Raw genomic sequence first — 16,333 nt, 5'->3', positions numbered from 1 at the left:
CCGCGCACCGCCCATGACCAGGGCTTCGCCGGGGCGTGGGTCGAGGAAGTGCTGCGGCGCGAGCCACCCGTCGCCTCGTGGCGCCGGGTCACCGCACGCCCGCTGGAGCTGGGCGGCGGTGTGGAACTCCCCCGGTGCCGAGCTGCTGCTGATGCTCATGGGCAGCGGCTCGGCCCCGGACGTCTTCGACTCCCCTGGGCGGATGGTTCCCGGCCGCGCGAACATCCGCCACCACCTCGCCCCCGGCGCGTACGGAGGCGGCGGGGACGCCCGCGCCCGGTCCGCTGTCCTCTGCCCTTCCGCGCTCCGCTGCGGGCCTCCGTCGTCGAGCCGTCACCGACGGGGTGATCACAAAGGCGGAACGGTGATCACCTGGTCCGGTCGAGCACGTACGTGAACAGCATGTCCAATTGCTGTACGGCGGTGTGCGCGAGGGACGCGTCGCGCAGCGCGCGGCGGGCGATGTCCAGGTGTCGGCGCGCTTCGTGGCGGGTCGCGGTCCGCCCGCCCAGCTCCTCCACGAGTGCCGCGACGTGTGCGGCGGCCTCGTGGTCGAGCAGCTGGGGAGGGTCGAGCAGCGCCGCCAGTTCGTGCGCGGCCCTGCCTCCACCGGCCAGTGCGGCGAGCATCGGGTAGGTCTTCTTGCCCCTGCGCAGGTCGGCGTGGACGGGTTTGCCGGTCACGGCAGGGTCGCCCCATATGCCGAGGATGTCGTCCACCGCCTGGAAGGCGAGGCCGAGATGGCGGCCCGCCCGTTCGAGCGTGGTCACGGTCCGGTCTGGGGCACCGCCGAGGACCGCGCCGAGCGCAACGGCGCAGCCCAGCAGGGCACCTGTCTTGTGTTCGGCCATCGACCGGTACTGTTCCGGTCCGACTGCGCCGGGGCCGTACCACGGGCGGTGTTCAAAGCGCAGGTCCTGCGCCTGGCCGGACACCAACGCGTTCAGGGTCCGGCAGAAGCAGCGGACCGCGGACGCCGCGTGCCGGCCCGGGGCCTCGGCCAGGGTGGTCACGGCCTGGGCGAGAAGCGCGTCGCCGGCGAGAACGGCCGGGCCGGTCCCGTATGCCTTCCACACCGCGGGCCGCTGCCGGCGCAGGGCGTCGCCGTCCATGATGTCGTCGTGGAGGAGCGAGAAGGTGTGCACGAGTTCGACGGCCACGGCGCCGGGAACGGCCTCCGCGCCATCAGCCCCGACCGCCTCCGCCCCGAGCACGGCGAACGCCTGGCGCACTCCCTTGCCCTCGGATCCGCCGGAATCCGGAGTACCGGCCGTGTCGGACCAACCCAGCGCGTACGCCGCCATCTCACCGGTCCACGGATGGAGGCTGCCCACCGCCTCCACCAGCGCAGGCCGGACGAGTTCACGACAACGCTCCAGGACACGGGCCGGCGCTGCGTCGTGATCGACGTCGTGATCGACGTCGTGATCGGCCTCATGATCGACGTCGTGATCAATCTCGCGATCAATGTCGTGATCACGAGAGGAACGCACCGTGGCCACGACCGCAGCGCCCGGCGAGAACGGTGTCGGGACGGCGCTCACCGCAGGCCCTCCACATCGGCGGCCTGAAGCGCCTCGGCCCCGACCGCCGGCAGCACGGGCCTCGCGGCGCCCTGCTCGTGGCCGCCGTGGTCCGGCAGCGGCCCGACCCCCAGTTCGGCCGCTGCCTTGTCCACCATGTCCCGGGCATGCCGCAGCCCGATACGGTCCAGCGTCGAGCGCAGTTCGGCCAGGTCCGCGGCAGTGTGCGCGGCGTCGCGGCCCAGATGGGCGGAGGCCTTGACCAGTCCCAGTCGCGACAGCGCCGTCCCGCGCGGCTCGTCCATCTCCTGGAACTCCTCAAGGGCCAGCGCGTACATCTCACGGGCCTGCTCGTAGCGGCCCGCCCGGTACAGCACGTTGCCGCGCATCTTGTGGTTGTAGGCGAGCGCGCTGGACAGCCGCATCTCCCGGCAGGCCTCCTCCGCCTGGGACAGCAGCGACAGGGCGCGTTCCACGTCGGCGTCGCGCACGGACACCACGTCCGCGATGCCGCGCAGCGCCCATGCCCACCCGCGCCGGTCCTCGGCTCGGGACGCTGTGTCGGCCGCCTCCTCGAACAGGGCCAGGGCCTCGTCGTATTCGCCGGTGTTGCGGTGCATCTGCGCGATGCCCTCCAGCGCCCACACCGTATGCCGGGCCTCGCCTCGGCGGCGGGCCTCGGCAAGCAGCTGCTCGTGCAGCCTCCTCACCGCCGCGTAATCGCCCTGGATACGTCCGGTCTCGGCGAGCCCCGCCAGCGAGTAGCCGCGCACGACGACGTCACCACCTCGCTCGCCCGTCTCGGCGGCCAGCCTCAGCAACCGGTACGCCAGCCTGAATGCGCCCCGCTGTCGGGCCAGCGTGCCGCCGCTCCACAGAGCCCATGCCATGGCCCCCTCGTGACCGGCCGAACGCGCCGCTCGGTAGCTCGCCTTCCAGGCCCGGTCGGCCTCCTCTATTCGCCCGAGCCTGCGGCAGGCCTCCGCCACGGCCAGCCCGCAACGCGCCTCCTCCCGCCGGTCCCCGGCCCGTTCCGCCGTCCGCAGCTCCTCCATGCCCCGGGCCAGCACCTCGGGCAGTGAGGCGTTCACCGACAACGATTCGAGAGCACCCTGGTACTCCGGCGCCGATGCCTTCGCCCGCCTCGTCTTACTCACCTGACCTGCCATCACACCCCTCCTCGTGTCGACTCGACGATCAAGTCGACACGAGGACCAAGACGGCGACCGCGGGCCGGGGTTCCCTCTCGGCCGAGAAGTCCGCCTCCATACGGACACGGGGTAGTCCTCAAGTGCTACGCGGCTGTCGACGACTCGTCAGCGAGATGTACGCCGGGTCTCCCGGACCGGCAGGTCCGGCCAACGCGGGGTGAGGCTCGAACGGCGGACGACCAGTTCCGGCCGGAGCACCACTTGGTCGTGGCGGTCGTCGTCCGCCTGGTCACCGGTCTCCTCCAGGAGCAGCTCGGCCACTCGTGTGCCCAGGGGGACAGCCGGCAAGACTGCCGGTTCCGGCGGCGGAGGCGCCTGACCCGGATTCCGGCCCGGCAGGCGCTGGCGTCCCGGGCGTCCTGGGTCACCCGACGGTGGACCAGGTCCAGCTGGTCCCGGACAGGGACCAGGTCCAGCTGGTCCCGGGACAGCTCCGGAGCCTCTGCGACGGGGCCCTCGGCGGCACCTGCGGCGGACGGGCGGCGCAGCAACCTGCGCGTGGCACCGGCCAACCGTGCGTAACCCGAATCGACCGAGGACCGCACCGCGGAGCGGCAGGCTTCGTCGACCGCCAGCCACACCACAGGGGTCACCACGGCGACCACCTCGGCGAAGCCGAAACCCAGCGGTTCGATCTTTCGCCGGCCGCGTAAGATCCTGACCACGTCAGCGTCGTCGACATGGGCCAGGGCCGCCGGCACCGGGGCCTCTTCCGGTGCGTACTGTGTCACCACGTCCACGACCACCGCTCGCACTTCTGTGCTCCCCATCCCGCACCGCCCCCCGTTCCGGCGCCCCCTGTCCATACGCCACTGACAGTGGTCTGCCCACAAACCCCTCCAGTTGGAGCGGTGTCGGGGCATGATCTCGGGACGGGCTGCAGCGGTCTCACTCCTCCATGGACTGCTCGATGAGACGGTTCGCCTGCTCTCGAACGCAGTCCAGGAACTCGGCGTGGAAGCGGAAGAGGACCTCGGGTCGGCGGACACGCCGACCCGAGGTGCGCCCAGGTGTGCCGAGGTGCCGCTCGGGCCGGCGTCAGCCCTGGCAGACGCCGCGCGTGTAGTCGTACGTCGCCGTGGCCTGCGAGTACTTCCACTGCGGCGCGAGCAGCCCGTCCGCCAGCTGGCGTGCGGCAGCGGGGCTTTCGATCACGTAGCCGAAGTCCTGGAGCCAGGAGGGGTACAGGTTCTTCGAGCCGATGTAGAAGGCCGAGTCGTCCACCGAGACCAGCTTGTGGTGCTGGGCGTACGGCTTGCCGTCCGCCCATGTCGGCTTGTCCGAGGCACGGAAGGTCGCGAGCTGCAGGTTCTGGCACATCGCGGCCCTTGCCTTCGGCACGTCACCGGTCAGGGCCGTGAGGCGGCCGCGCAGGACGTCGCTCACCTCGGACAGCGACTTGATCTGCGAGTAGCCGCCGCTGCCGATGGCGCCCCGGTTGGCCGGGTCGCTGACGACGATGCGCACCTTCACACCGGCGGCGAGTTTCGCGGCGAGGGTGTCGTACAGCCGGATGTCGTAGCGGGGCAGCGGCGGGCAGGTCGCGTTCAGGTCCTGCTGCGAGATCTCGACGTGCTCGGTCGCGCTCGCGACCAGTGCCCGCAGGGCGCTCTCCTCCGGGTTGACCGTGTCGTAGTCGCGGTCGGAGTTGGTGCGGTCGGACACACCGAATCCACAGGTGGTGTCGGCGGCCTTCGGCAGGACGGGCTGGAACGACGAGGACGGGTCGCTCTGTCGGATCCCGACGCCGAGGCCGCCCACCGCGAGGGCGGGAACGTCACCTTCGGCGGGCGGGGCGGCAGGCCGGGGCAGCGTGGGCAGGCAGCCCGCGCCGTTGGAGGAGGCGAACCAGACGGCGGTCCAGTTGTTCTTGTTGCGACAGGTCCAGTCCCACAGCGTGTCGAGGTAGCGTCCGGCGGAACCCGCCGCCGGGCCGGACAGCGCGAGGTCGACATCGTTCACCGGGTGGGTGGTGTCGAGGTAGTCGTCCTTCCAGCTGTTGATACCGCCGGTGATCACCGAGTTCCCGTCCACCACCACCAGCTTGGAGTGGTTCCAGGAGAAGCCGGTCTTCGACGTCGTCATCGAGGCCACGTTGAGGGTGACGCTCTCGGCCGCCGGGCCGAGCTTCTTCACCAGCTCGTCGCGGTAGGAGGACGGGATCACGTTGGCGTGGTACACCGGCGCGGCGCCGACCAGGATGCGAACCTGAAGCCGATTGCCCTTCTGCGTGGCCTCCTTCAGGCCGGCCACGATCGCGTCCTGGAAGGCTCCGTTGGGGAACGGAGCCAGAGTGGATATGTCCACGCTGTACCGCGCGTTCGCGATGTCCTCGCGCACCTTCTCCAGCAGGCGCCGGGATCCTGAGCGGTCGGCGCAGGTGGGATCGCCCCAGCAGCCGGGGGTCTGGAGCAGCCAGTCGGAGGCGCCGGGGGCGGAGGCACCCAGCCTGTTCCCCGACGTGCGCTCCCAGACGGAGCCCTCCAGGCCCGGAGAGACCTGACGCAGGGACTGCTCCACCGCGTCCAGGTGCGGAGTGGGCGCGTCGGCGAACGCCGGGGCAGCGGACAGCAGGAGGGCGGAGAGGGCGAGTGGAAGGGCCGTCGTGCGGATGGTGCGGGCCAATGCGATTCCTTGCTTTTTTTGGGGGGTGGCTCGGGCCGAGGGCTCCGTCAAGGGGAGGCCTCGACCTTGATCAACTCCCGTAAGTTACCAGTGCGTATCTCCTGGTTCACCCCAACACACGCTGCTTTCAGCCATAATCGCGCCCTGCATCGTCGTCGGGGCTTCCCGGCCATGGCCCGCTCGTGGCCCGACCGGGGCGCGGCCGTGAAAGCCGGCCTCAGGGGCACCCGTGGTCCGGCAAGACGCAGACGAACTTCTCCTCGGTCGCCCGCAGCCGGGTGAACAAGGCCGGGTCGAGCGGGACCTGGCTGGTCACGGAGTCCGTGACGGTGCGGCGGCCGTCGGGCGGTACGCCGGCCGGGCGGTACGCCGACCGATCCGGGCTGCGGGGCGGATACGGATGCGGGCACGCGTTGCCGCCTCGAGCGCGGCGTTGGATGCCCGCGTGCGCGACGGGGCGGCTGATGGACCCGGCATCGGCTCCCTCCCCCACTGCCGCTGTCCGGCCGGGCGGCCCCTACGTCATGACGAAGACCTTCCCGCTCGCGGCGCGCGCGGAGGCGCTCGCCCCGGGTCGCCGGCTAGGCCGTGTTTTGAAAGTCGGCTCGGTGTCTCGTCCCGCATCGTGATGATCTCGGTGTGGGGCGAGGGGATCTTTCTGACGGGCAGTGGGCGGTGCTGGAGCCGTTGCTGCCGGTCGCGGTGTTAGGGCGGCCGGCGCTTGGTCGACGGAGGCTGATCGACGGGATCCGCTGGCGGGTGCGGACCGGTGCTCCGTGGCGGGATCTGCCGCAGGAGTACGGGCCGTGGCAGACGGTCTATGGGCTCTTCCGGCACTGGCAACGCGACGGCACTTGGACCGTGCTGCTGACCAGGCTGCAGGCCCGGGCGGACGCGGCCGGGCTGATCACGTGGGAGGTCAACGTCGACTCCACGATCTGCCGAGCCCATCAGCATGCCGCGGGCGCCCGCCGCAACGGCCAGGACCAGAACGAACCGCCGGGCGGAACCCGCACCGAGCCCGATGACCACGGCCTGGGCCGTTCACGGGGAGGCTTCACCACCAAGATCCACCTGGCCTGCGAACAAGGCCAACGGCCGCTGTCCTTGCTGATCACTGCAGGCCAGCGCGGTGACAGCCCTCAGTTCACAGCCGTCCTCGAAGGCATCCGAGTCCCCCGCACCGGACCAGGACGTCCCCGTGTCCGACCGCTGCGAGTGCGAGGCGACAAGGCGTACTCCTCCCGCGCCAACCGGGCCTACCTGCGAAAGCGGGGGATCGCGTGCACGATCCCGGAGCCTGCCGACCAGGCCAGAAACCGCAAACGGCGCGGGAAGGCCGGCGGTCGGCCTCCGGCCTTCGACCGCGAGGACTACAAGGCCCGGCACGCGGTCGAGTGCGGGATCAACCGGCTCAAGCGCAACCGGGCGGTGGCCACCAGGTTCGACAAACTCGCAGTCCGCTTCGAGGCCACCGTCCTGATCGCCGCGATCGGCGAATGGCTTTGACCGGCCCGAACTGTCAGTTCCTCATGCCATGCTGACCGCGACCAGGGTCGACAGGGTGAGGGAGAGGCGACGATGGGGGCTCAGTACTACGGCGCCGACAGCGAGAACGGCGACCGCATCGACGACCCTTCCGAGGACGCGCTGTTCATGATGATCAGCGACCTCAACGACACCGACAACACCTTCGTCGTCATCCAGCCCGACGAGGACGCCCCCGTCTGGTTCGCCTCAGTGGCCGTCCTGGACGAAGGAGGCTACGAGGTCGTCCGCCGCGATGCCAGCCGCCGCGAGCATGAGGTCGCCACTTCGACCAGCATCGGCGACATCGCGCGCGACCTCACCATCTGGATGGCCATCCGGCACTTCCCCGGACGGCCACCCAGACAAGTCCACGACTTCTAAAACACGGCCTAGAGGCCCGGCGCGTTGGAGGTGTCGAGATACCAGAAGGCCGCCGAGTACCAGACCAGTGCGATCGTCAGGACCAGGGTGCCGCCGGCCACGGGCAGGACCCAGCCCGGCAGCCGGCGGTGCCGGACGACGATCACCTTGGCGACGAAGGCTCCGTAGAGGAAGCAGCCGCTCAGCGAATGCAGGGCAGTGCGGGCGTCGGTCAGCTCCACCCCGTAGGCGACCAGGCAGTGCCGGGCGATCGGCAGGGAGAGCAGGAAGGCCGCGAGGCCGACGAGTCGGTGGATCCGTCCGACCGGCCGCGGCGCCGTCCCCAGGCCGGGCAGCCGGCCGTACAGCCAGAGTGCGAGCAGCAGTTGGATCAGCGCGAGGCCGAGGAGGGCGGTACCGAGCTCGGCCTTCAGCTGCTGGGCGTCGCCGAAGCGGGTGCCGAAGAGGCTGGTGGCGTAGGCCGGAGTGTGCGCTCGTCCGAACCAGTACACACCGACCACCGTCGCGACCGGCAGAAGCGCCCAGAGCACGACCCGTACCGCCTGCCCGCGCCGCGTCCCTCCTCGCATCGGGCGTTCGTCGTCGGCCATGCGGATCAGTCGCCCTCGACCTTGTTGCCGGCCGGATTGACCACGTACCACTTGGCACCGAAGGCGCTGGGTTCCTCGCCGTTGGTGTCCCCCTTGGCCTGGTCGCCCTCGAAGTAGTACAGCGGGTGTCCGTTGTAGACGATCTGGGTCTTGCCGTCGGTGCGTGCGGTGGTGATGGACGGCTTGGCCCGGTCGGCACCGTTGACGGTGGTGGGCGCGCTTGCGGTGAGGGCGGGTGGCCAGGCCGTGGCGCAGACGTCGTAGCAGGTGGAAGTGGACGAGCTTGCCTCACCGGTGGTCTTCGTGCTGCTGGAGCAGCCGCCGCACACCGCGGTGCACAGGGTGACGGCGGCGAGCGAGACGACCGCGAGGCGGCGCTGATGCATGGTGTCCTCCGACGGATCGGGGGTTTCCTCTCCCTTTCACTAGGGCCGGTGCCGCGCGCCGCTGACTCTGCGGCGCGCCGCAGAGTCAGCGCGACGGGGGACGCGGATGAGGCCGCCTGGGCGATGGCGTGTGCCGAATGGACGAGCACGGCTGCCGGGCTCCCGGCGGACAGCAGGTGCCGTTGAACCAGGTGGAGGAGAGGACGCCGAAGGTGGCGAGCTCGGTCGTGGTGGCGGCCGTGAACGCGGCGTACGTCCAGAACTCCCTCGGCAGACGTCGGTCCCCGCCTGATGATCCGCCGCCAGTACGGCCGTGGCAGCCGCCTCCCGCTCGTGGGCTTCCGGCTCCGGCGCCCGTGACCACGCCGACGACCAGCGCCGAGGCGCCCAGCGACGCCGCCAGCGGCCCGGCGACCGAGGCCGACGGCGGAAGGGTTCCATGCCGATGGTGCCGATGGTACGGCGAGGCCGCCGACCGGCTGCGGCTCCATCGACGACGGCCGATCCGAGAGCGGGTCGTTCCCGGGCGCCGGCGGCCGACCCTCTCGCCGAGTCCGCCGCCGTTCGACATCCGAGGCGGTAGGTCGCGTCAGGTGGTGTCCGGCCTCTCGGGGTGGGCCAGGAGGAGAGGCGAGCTCAGGCGTGCGTCGGGGTGCATCCGGAGCAGGTGGTGCACCACCCCGGACAGCCCGGGGAGCAGACCCGGTGCAAACGCCTCCTTGGCGAGGCCACCGACCGGACCGCGCTGCTCGATGCCGGTGATCAGCTCTGCGTCGGCCTGTGCGGCGGACGGTCCCTCGTACCCCTTCAGGCCGCGCAGGTGGTGCAGGAGCTCCCAGAGTCCGAGGTCGCCGTGACAGAGGGTGTGGCTCCAGCCGAACCCCTCGCGCAGGCCGGCCGGCCCCGAGCGGAGCGCGGTGTCCAGGTGGCGGGGATCGCCCGTGCGCCGGTGGAGGTCGAGGGCGGCCAGGCCGATGCCCGTGCTGCCGTGGCACCACGCGGTGGGATGGTCGACGTCTCCTCCGATCCGCGCATCGACCCAGGCGCCTACCTCCGGCGTGTACAGCGACTCCTCGAAGTCGTGTGCCAGAGTGCCGAGTTCGTACCACCGACGCCGGTCGGCCGGGCTCCCGGCGGACGAGAGGGCGAGTCTGGTGAGCGCCCACCCGGCGCCGGTGGCGCCATGGGCGAATCCGCCGATGCCCTCGGGGAACATCACCGTGGACCACCGTGCTCCGCGGTCGTCGACGACCACGGTCCGCTCCAGATGCCGACCGGCCTCCGCGGCAGCTTCCAACCACCGCTCCTCGCCGGTGAGTTCGGCGAGGTCGAGCAGGGGGACGACCGCGCCGGCCGCGCCGCTGAGCACGTCGAGGGCACGGTCCTCGGCGATGGCCTCGGGGGTCAGCAGCGCGGCCCTGGCGCGGGCGCGGTCGAGGAGGCCGGGTGTGCCGAGGAGGTGGTGCAGTGCGCTCCACGTCCACACTTGTGAGGCGATGCCGGTGAACCCGCCGAGCTGGCGGGTCGGCGTGGTGTCCTCGGTGGCGGACAGTACCTCCAGGGTGCCGGCCAGCACCGACTCGACACCGGCCACCGGATCGGCTCGGCCGGCCCGCTGTTCCCGCTGGTACTCCGCGAGGGCGAGGGCGACGCCGCCCTGCCCGGTGTAAAGGTCCGCGCCCAGCGGGCGGACGGCCCAGCCGTAGTCCGTGAGCACGGGACTGATCCAGGTCGCGGTGGCGTCGGCACCGCGCACGGCCGCCTCGCAGACCGTCCGCACGGCCTCGGCCGCCAGCGTGCGGCGCCGCCTGTCCAGGTCCTCGGCGTGCGGCGTGCGGGCGGGCGTCCGTACCCGGTCGGGAAGCCTGCGTTCGTTCAGGTAGGCGCCGACCAGGGCGCTGCGGATGGTGTCGCGCTCACGGGTGAGGTCCGCCCGCCGCCACCCGGTGAGGAAGGCGTCCAACCGCTGTCCGTCCACCCGTTCGCCGAACGCGGGGATGTCTCCGACCAGGAGGTCCGCTATCTCCTGGTCGATCACGGCCGGTTCGCGGGGCGCGCCCGGGGCGGCGAGGGCATTGCGATGGAGGATGTCCCGGGCCCGGGCCAGGGCGGCGTCGGGGTCGTGCAGCGAAGCCGGGTGCCAGAGCATCCGGCCGATGTCCGTGTACGTCTGCGTGGGCCGCCGGATCCTGCGGACCCGGCAGCCGTCGAACACCCGCAACAGCGCGTCGAGTCCACCGCCCGCGTCGAGCTCCGCCAGGGCCGCGGTGAGCCCGTCGAAGCCGGTCAGCACCTGGTTCCAGTGTCGGATCAGCACCGGCTCGGGGCTGGGGTGGTTGCGGGCCGGCGGCAGGTCCACCGCGGCGATCTCCATGCGGGCGGTGTCCCGTCCTCCGTCCGTGATGACCGGGACGCGGATCTGCGGCTGCTGACCGGGCAGACCACCGGCGGCCGAGAGGTCCACGCCGGCGAGGGCGTAGCCGTCGGTGCGCAGCGGGAGGATGCCGGTGCGCAGCACGGTGTTGCGGATCGTCCGGGCCGCCCGGTCCACGGCGTCGCCGCGCCCGCTCGGCGGAACCTCGACATCGGGGGTGAACAGGGCCTCGGCGTCGACGACGGCGGGCACCGGACCGTGGGCCACCAGGTTCTCGGCGTGCAGGTCGGTCCCGCCGAGGAGCCGCATCACCGCCAGCCAGCCGCCCAGGGCGCGGTAGAAGCGGGCGAGTTCCGCCTCTCCTTGGCAGTGGCGGTGACCGAGGTGCTCGGCCCAGCCGTAGCCGTCCCGTACCACCACCCTCGGTACGCCCAGGTCCTCGGCGCCGGGGACGGCGGCGACGAAGGAGCGCAGCGCGGCGTCCACCTCCACCGGTCGCGGCTTGTACATGACGCAGGCGGTCTCGAAGACCAGCCGCGCCACCGCCCGGCCACCGTGGTGGGTGTCCCCTCGGGCTAGCTCCAGGGCGCGCAGCGGTCCGGGATCGCCCCCGAGCAGGCCGGCGACGGCCCGCCGGTCCGCGGCGAGCCGCGCACCCAGCTCCAGGGCGCCCTCGGTCAGCAGGCGTCCGGAGGCGAAGGCCCGTCGGCGCAGCGCCGGGTAGCGCCGGTGCAGGGTCTCGGAGAAGCCGGGCGCGGAGGCCTGCCGGAGGAAGGCGTCCCATCGCGCGGACGGGTCCGTACCGGGCAGGTCGCCGGCGAGGGCGGCAGCCCGCAGCTCCAGCAGGAGCACCCGGTTGAGCCGGAGCTGAAGGGTACGACGGAGGGCCTCGCGTGTCGCCTCGCGCAGGACTTCCCGCTCGTCGGAGGCCAGCCCGGCCATCCCCGGGATCCGGTCGTCCAGCTCCGCGAACAGCGGGGCCGCGAAGGCGTCCACGGGGCCCGCGAACCATCCCTCGGGCGGCGGTCCGTCGGCCGCGCGGGCCGCTGCCACCGGTTCCACCATGCTGAGTCCTCTCCTGACGTCTGGGTCGGGTTTCCGCACACGGGGCCGGCTGCGCGTGGTCGGGCCTCGTCGGGCCTCGTCGGGCCTCGTCGGGCCTCGTCGGGCCTCGTCGGGCCTCGTCGGGCCGGGGAGCCCCTGAGGGCTCCCCGGGTGGTGCGTCCGGTGCCGTACGACGGTTCGTCAGCAGCAGTAGCTGTGCAGCGAGCCCGTACAGCTGCTGCACCCGGTGAGCAGCGCCTCGGTGCCGTCGGTCAGCGCGGCCTCTCCGGCCGCACCGCCCACGTAGAGCGGGCCGGCCGGGTTGTCGGCGCCGAAGGCCGTCTCGGCGCCCTGGAGCCAGGCGGTGACGATCTCGTCCGCGCGGGTGATGGACATGATGGACATGTGGTACCTCCTACGATTCGCCGGGAGTGCACGGGCTACAGAATCCACCGGAGGTGGTCCGTCCGGGATCTGCCAAAACCGGCCAATCGTCGAGCGGGATTCCGGGCACGTACCTGCCGATCGGCGCCATCCTCACCTCGTAGCTGCGCGGCACCAGCAGCGATGTCGACGTCTCCGGGAACTACGGGAGTCCACGGCGCCCGAAACCGGCAGAGGGCGGCGACCCGGCCGTCACCGGGGCCTGTGGCCCTTCTCCGTCGAACCGACCGGCGTCGCCTCGAAGACCGGCTCGTTGAGAACGCTCAGGAGGTCGCGCTCCCTTCCTCTACGACCGGGCGACGAGTTCCGCGACTGACACCCTGCCCACGATGGTGGTGGGCGCGTACGGCACGGGGCTGCGGGCTTCGAGGAGGACGGGGTCGACGCCTCGCACGTCAGGGGCCGCAAAGACATCTCAGGGACCAGGAAGCCAAACTGGTGGCTTTGTAGTCGAGTTACCGGGGCAGCCCTGCCGCATCGTGATGGAGTCCGCTTATACGATCAGGGCGAAGACGGTCATGGTGTCCGCCGACGCGGTCTCCGTGGCCAGAGCATCCGCGACGTACCGGCCAGGCCCGGTCGTAGGACGTCCACGAGCGACGTCCAGGAGCCCGGACAGTACGTCAAACCCTGCGAGGCACCCCTCGACAGCAGTCCGCCGGCAGCGGTGACGCGCAAAGAACCACTGAGCCGGGCCCATGCCGATCAGGGGTGCAGGGGACGACTGCGGCTCGTCGAGGGCGGCGAGCACCCCGTATCCCACTTCGCTGACCGTCCAGCAGGCGGCACTCACGAGTGCTCTCGTTCCAGGACACCGGCCGCTTCAATCGCGCGGTCCGACGAGGGCTGCCCGGAGCTGGGCGAGGGTGAGTTCTGCGGCCTTCGCCGGGGTCGGTGCCGGGGTTGGAGTTCTCTAGAGCAGTCCCGCCCGCCCCCTTGTCAGCGAGTCCACCCCTCCCTACTTTTGTTCAGCAAGTCCTTGGCCCGGCGGGTCCACCGGCCCACGTCGGCCATTACCTGCTCCTCAGCGCACGACACACCATGGAGGCGTCACATGCCCTTAGCCGTGCCGGAACTTCTGGAAGCCGACGGATTCCGCGACGCGGGTCCGCTCGAGATCGACGACGAGGCGATCGCGTTCGAGGACGACGACCGCAGCGACCGCGAATACTCGGCGTGTCTCTCCGACCCCTGGGTGACCGCCACCACCCGCTTCGCCTGCGACCTGAACTCGTAGCGGTGGCCGTTTCCATCACCGGCCGAAGCGGTTGGTCCGACGGCACATGGTCGTATCTGAACGATCCGCGGATGCCGGTGATGGAACACGGCTGGAAACTGCACGTATCGGCGCGTCCTGGCGACCTCGACGCCGTGATCCGGCTCGTCCTGCCGGTGCTGTCCCGACACGTCTGCCATGCGAAGTTCGCCCGTGACCCCGAGACGCTGCGCCGCCTCAACTCCGGAGTGGTGAGCGCCGGAGCCGTCGGCAAGGCGATCACCGTCTATCCCCCGGCCGACGCCGTGGTCGAGATCGGCCGGGAACTCGCCGCCGTACTGCGTGGCCGGGAGGGCCCTCGGGTCGTCAGCGATCGGCGGGTCGACCCGAGGGCCCCGGTCTACTACCGCTACGGCCCCTTCACGGGCGACTACCGGACCGGCCGGAGCGGGCGGCTCGAATCCATCATGACCGGGCCGGACGGCCGGATCTTCGACGGCCTGGCCGTCGGCCGCTACAGGTGCCCGCCCTGGGCCGAGGACCCCTTCGCACCCGACTCCGGACACGGTGACGAGCCGTCCGCGGCCGGCTTCGGCGGCGGACGCTACACGGTCACCGCCGGCATCGCGCGTGCGCCCCGGGGCAACGTCTACCGCGCGGTCGACCGCACCCTCGGACGGCCGGTGGTGGTCAAACAGGCGAGGGCCTTCGTGGGCGAGGACGAATCCGGTACGGACGCCCGCCACCGGCTGCGCAACGAGCGCACGGTCCTCACCGCGCTCGACGGCGTCACGGGCGTGCCCCGCGCACTGGACTACTTCGCTCACCAGACGGACGAGTACCTGGTGATGAGCAGCTGCGGCGACCGGGACCTGCGCAGGGAGGTTCTGCGGAACGGCCCCTACCGGGACGACGACACCCGGCCGGCGCGCTCCCTGTCCGTCCTCGCCTCCCGGCTCCTGCGCGTCCTGGACGCGATCCACGGCAGGAACGTGGTCGTCCGCGACCTCAAGCCCGACAACGTCGTGCTCGACGACTCGGGCCCCGACCACTGCCACGTGATCGACTTCGGGATCAGCGAATGGGACGGCGCCGGCCCGGGCGGGGCGACCCCCGGATACAGCGAGCCGGTTCTGCGCGCGACCGGACCGGCCGCCCCCGCCGACGACTACTACGCCCTCGGCGCGACCCTCTTCTTCGCCGCCACCGGCATGGACCCGGTGATCGTCGACACCGACCACGGGGTCAACCGGGACCGGACCCTGGCCTGCCTGGCATCGGCGCTGCCCGGGCGCGCCCACCGGGAGATCCGGTCGTCGATCACCGGCCTCCTGAGCTTCGACCCGGCCGTACGGACCACCGCCGCCGACCGCCTGCGCACCGGCACGGCCGTCACCGCACCCCGGCCCGCGCGCCCCCGGATCGACAACGACCTGCTGGACGAGATCATCGAGCACACGACCTCGTTCTGCGTCGGTGAAGCGCAGGCGATCATGGACCCGGTACAGGCCGCGCAGCTGAACGTCCCGACCTCGATCGACGTCTACGGCGGCAGTTCGGGACTCGGACTGGAACTCCTCCACCATGCGCACCGGCCCCATGTGCGCTCCACCGTCGCCGCGTTGGCGCAGTGGACGGCGGAACAGTCCAGGAACCTGTCACCCGGCTTCTACACGGGGCGCACCGGCGTCGAACTCTTCCTCGCGGAGGCAGGGGCGAGTACGGGGACGGACGCGGCCCCGCGGTCCGGGTACCCCGTCCTGCCGGAGCGCGCACCGGACGGCGGACCGCCGGAGGCGGACCTGATCGCGGGCGCCGCCGGAATCGGCCTCGGCCGGCTGCTGCTCGCCCGCCACGCCCTCCGGTCCGGTCACCGACACGCCGCGGACCGGCACCTCGCCATCGCCGCCGGCTGCGACCGGATGCTCGCGTCGGGCGCCGCCCGACTGACCCCGACCGGCCCGGACACGGCGGGCAGCGCCGCACTCCGCGAGGGCATCGCGCACGGCGAGGCCGGCATCACCTGCTTCCTGCTCGAGTACGGCGACGCGACCGGGGACCCTGACGCGATCAGCCGCTCCGAGAAGGCCGCCGCACACCTGGCCGCCGTGACACCGGACATCATCGCAGCGGCCGCCGAGCCGGGAGCTACACGCCGCTACGGCTCGTGGTGCCGGGGCCTGGCCGGCATCGGGACCGTACTCGTCCGGGCCGCCGAACTCCTCGATGAGCCCGGGTACCTCGACCTCGCCCAACGGGCCGCGCGCGCCTGCGCCGCACTGGCACCGCGGATGCCGCTGGTCACGCAGTGCTGCGGACTGGCCGGAGTGGGCGACCTGATGGTGGACGTCGCAGAGGCGTCCGCGTCCGAGGAGTTCTGGGACGCGGCCGAGACCGTCGCCCTGCTCATCCTGAGCCGCAGCGGCGGCACCTGGTCCCGGCCCGTGTTCCCGGACACCGGCCTCACCCGGTCGAGTGCCACCTGGGCCGGCGGCTCCGCGGGCGTGCTGGCCTTCTTCAGACGACTGCACGACCGGGGCGGTCCGCGGCTCGGCCTCGTCGCCTGACCGCTGCCACCGGCGGCGCGGTCGCCCCCGCCGCCCACGTCGTACCGGACATGCCCGACGGTCAGGCACGACCGGCCCGGGTCCGACCGCGGACAGCAGTGCATCAACCCGGCCGTGGTGGCACACGCCGCGGTGTCCTCCGGCAGGGTCGCACATGGTTGCCGCCTACACAGGTGACCTCAAGAGCACGGGGCCGGGGGCGGAAACGGAGGGAGCCGTCGGCTTCGAACACTGACATCCGCCAGCGTCGCCCCGATGTCGAAGAAAAGCACGGTCATCTCGGCGTCTCCGATGGTTGAACGTGACGCCGGGCCTGATGGGCGCCCTGAGACGGTCCTCCCCACGCGGTGGCCCGCAGCCGTGCACACTGCTCCGCTCGCCCCACTTCATCCTCCGTCCGCGGTGGGCTTCCGTGCCGGGCCATCGCCGGAGCACTGGCCCG

Annotated in this window: 11 protein-coding genes and 1 pseudogene; 4 read left to right on the top strand and 8 right to left on the bottom strand. The window is 71.9% G+C overall.

Annotated features, from left to right (window positions below; genetic code table 11):
* Positions 1–368: 368 nt before the first annotated feature.
* The 4 genes and pseudogenes from SVTN_RS37565 to SVTN_RS37550 all read right to left on the bottom strand — a co-directional run bounded on the left by SVTN_RS37565 (position 369) and on the right by SVTN_RS37550 (position 5,359).
* On the bottom strand, positions 369–1,379 hold the full coding sequence (locus SVTN_RS37565; protein WP_041134687.1) for a polyprenyl synthetase family protein: 1,011 nt from the start codon (positions 1,377–1,379) through the stop codon (positions 369–371).
* A 161-nt stretch (positions 1,380–1,540) separates the two neighbouring features.
* On the bottom strand, positions 1,541–2,692 hold the full coding sequence (locus tag SVTN_RS37560) for a tetratricopeptide repeat protein (RefSeq protein WP_041133072.1): 1,152 nt from the start codon (positions 2,690–2,692) through the stop codon (positions 1,541–1,543).
* 147 nt (positions 2,693–2,839) lie between these two features.
* A pseudogene (locus SVTN_RS44505) lies at positions 2,840–3,019 on the bottom strand (hypothetical protein); the annotation flags it as partial.
* Positions 3,020–3,772: 753 nt separating this feature from the next.
* On the bottom strand, positions 3,773–5,359 hold the full coding sequence (locus SVTN_RS37550) for a phospholipase D-like domain-containing protein (protein WP_052499544.1): 1,587 nt from the start codon (positions 5,357–5,359) through the stop codon (positions 3,773–3,775).
* 639 nt (positions 5,360–5,998) lie between these two features.
* Here SVTN_RS37550 and SVTN_RS37540 point away from each other — a divergent pair.
* Positions 5,999–6,868 (top strand): IS5 family transposase, encoded by an 870-nt coding sequence (locus SVTN_RS37540; RefSeq protein ID WP_041132445.1) that lies wholly within the window; start codon positions 5,999–6,001, stop codon positions 6,866–6,868.
* A gap of 72 nt (positions 6,869–6,940) precedes the next feature.
* Positions 6,941–7,270 (top strand): hypothetical protein, encoded by a 330-nt coding sequence (locus SVTN_RS37535; RefSeq protein WP_041132444.1) that lies wholly within the window; start codon positions 6,941–6,943, stop codon positions 7,268–7,270.
* 8 nt (positions 7,271–7,278) lie between these two features.
* Here the strand turns inward: SVTN_RS37535 and SVTN_RS37530 are convergent, their stop codons facing one another.
* From SVTN_RS37530 to SVTN_RS37515, 4 genes are all read right to left on the bottom strand, one after another.
* Positions 7,279–7,860: a DUF6529 family protein gene (locus SVTN_RS37530; protein WP_245727798.1), complete on the bottom strand. Its 582-nt coding sequence runs from the start codon at positions 7,858–7,860 to the stop codon at positions 7,279–7,281.
* A 5-nt stretch (positions 7,861–7,865) separates the two neighbouring features.
* Positions 7,866–8,246, bottom strand: coding sequence for a COG4315 family predicted lipoprotein (locus SVTN_RS37525; RefSeq protein WP_052499543.1), 381 nt, complete (start codon positions 8,244–8,246; stop codon positions 7,866–7,868).
* 589 nt (positions 8,247–8,835) lie between these two features.
* Positions 8,836–11,685, bottom strand: coding sequence for a type 2 lanthipeptide synthetase LanM family protein (locus tag SVTN_RS37520; RefSeq protein WP_041133070.1), 2,850 nt, complete (start codon positions 11,683–11,685; stop codon positions 8,836–8,838).
* Positions 11,686–11,865: 180 nt separating this feature from the next.
* Entirely contained in the window at positions 11,866–12,069 is a 204-nt protein-coding gene (locus tag SVTN_RS37515) for a DUF6229 family protein (protein ID WP_041133069.1), read from the bottom strand.
* Between the two features lie 1,093 nt (positions 12,070–13,162).
* On the opposite strand from SVTN_RS37515, the gene SVTN_RS37505 reads away from it, so the two are divergent.
* Complete coding sequence (locus SVTN_RS37505) at positions 13,163–13,345, top strand: SflA family class IV lanthipeptide (RefSeq protein ID WP_041133068.1); 183 nt, start codon at positions 13,163–13,165, stop codon at positions 13,343–13,345.
* 2 nt (positions 13,346–13,347) lie between these two features.
* Complete coding sequence (gene lanL / locus SVTN_RS37500) at positions 13,348–15,891, top strand: class IV lanthionine synthetase LanL (protein ID WP_041133067.1); 2,544 nt, start codon at positions 13,348–13,350, stop codon at positions 15,889–15,891.
* Positions 15,892–16,333 lie beyond the last annotated feature (442 nt).

Source organism: Streptomyces vietnamensis, assembly GCF_000830005.1.
GTDB classification, from domain to species: domain Bacteria; phylum Actinomycetota; class Actinomycetes; order Streptomycetales; family Streptomycetaceae; genus Streptomyces; species Streptomyces vietnamensis.
The sequence above is the reverse complement of the archived record's forward strand: the minus strand, read 5'-3'. Positions and strand labels throughout refer to the sequence as shown.

Coding starts and splice junctions, on each gene's coding strand:
- SVTN_RS37560 (WP_041133072.1), bottom strand. CDS start 2,692: ATGGCAGGTCAGGTGAGTAAGACGAGGCGGGCGAAGGCATCGGCGCCG.
- SVTN_RS37535 (WP_041132444.1), top strand. CDS start 6,941: ATGGGGGCTCAGTACTACGGCGCCGACAGCGAGAACGGCGACCGCATC.
- SVTN_RS37530 (WP_245727798.1), bottom strand. CDS start 7,860: ATGGCCGACGACGAACGCCCGATGCGAGGAGGGACGCGGCGCGGGCAG.
- SVTN_RS37525 (WP_052499543.1), bottom strand. CDS start 8,246: ATGCATCAGCGCCGCCTCGCGGTCGTCTCGCTCGCCGCCGTCACCCTG.
- SVTN_RS37520 (WP_041133070.1), bottom strand. CDS start 11,685: ATGGTGGAACCGGTGGCAGCGGCCCGCGCGGCCGACGGACCGCCGCCC.
- SVTN_RS37515 (WP_041133069.1), bottom strand. CDS start 12,069: ATGTCCATCATGTCCATCACCCGCGCGGACGAGATCGTCACCGCCTGG.
- SVTN_RS37505 (WP_041133068.1), top strand. CDS start 13,163: ATGCCCTTAGCCGTGCCGGAACTTCTGGAAGCCGACGGATTCCGCGAC.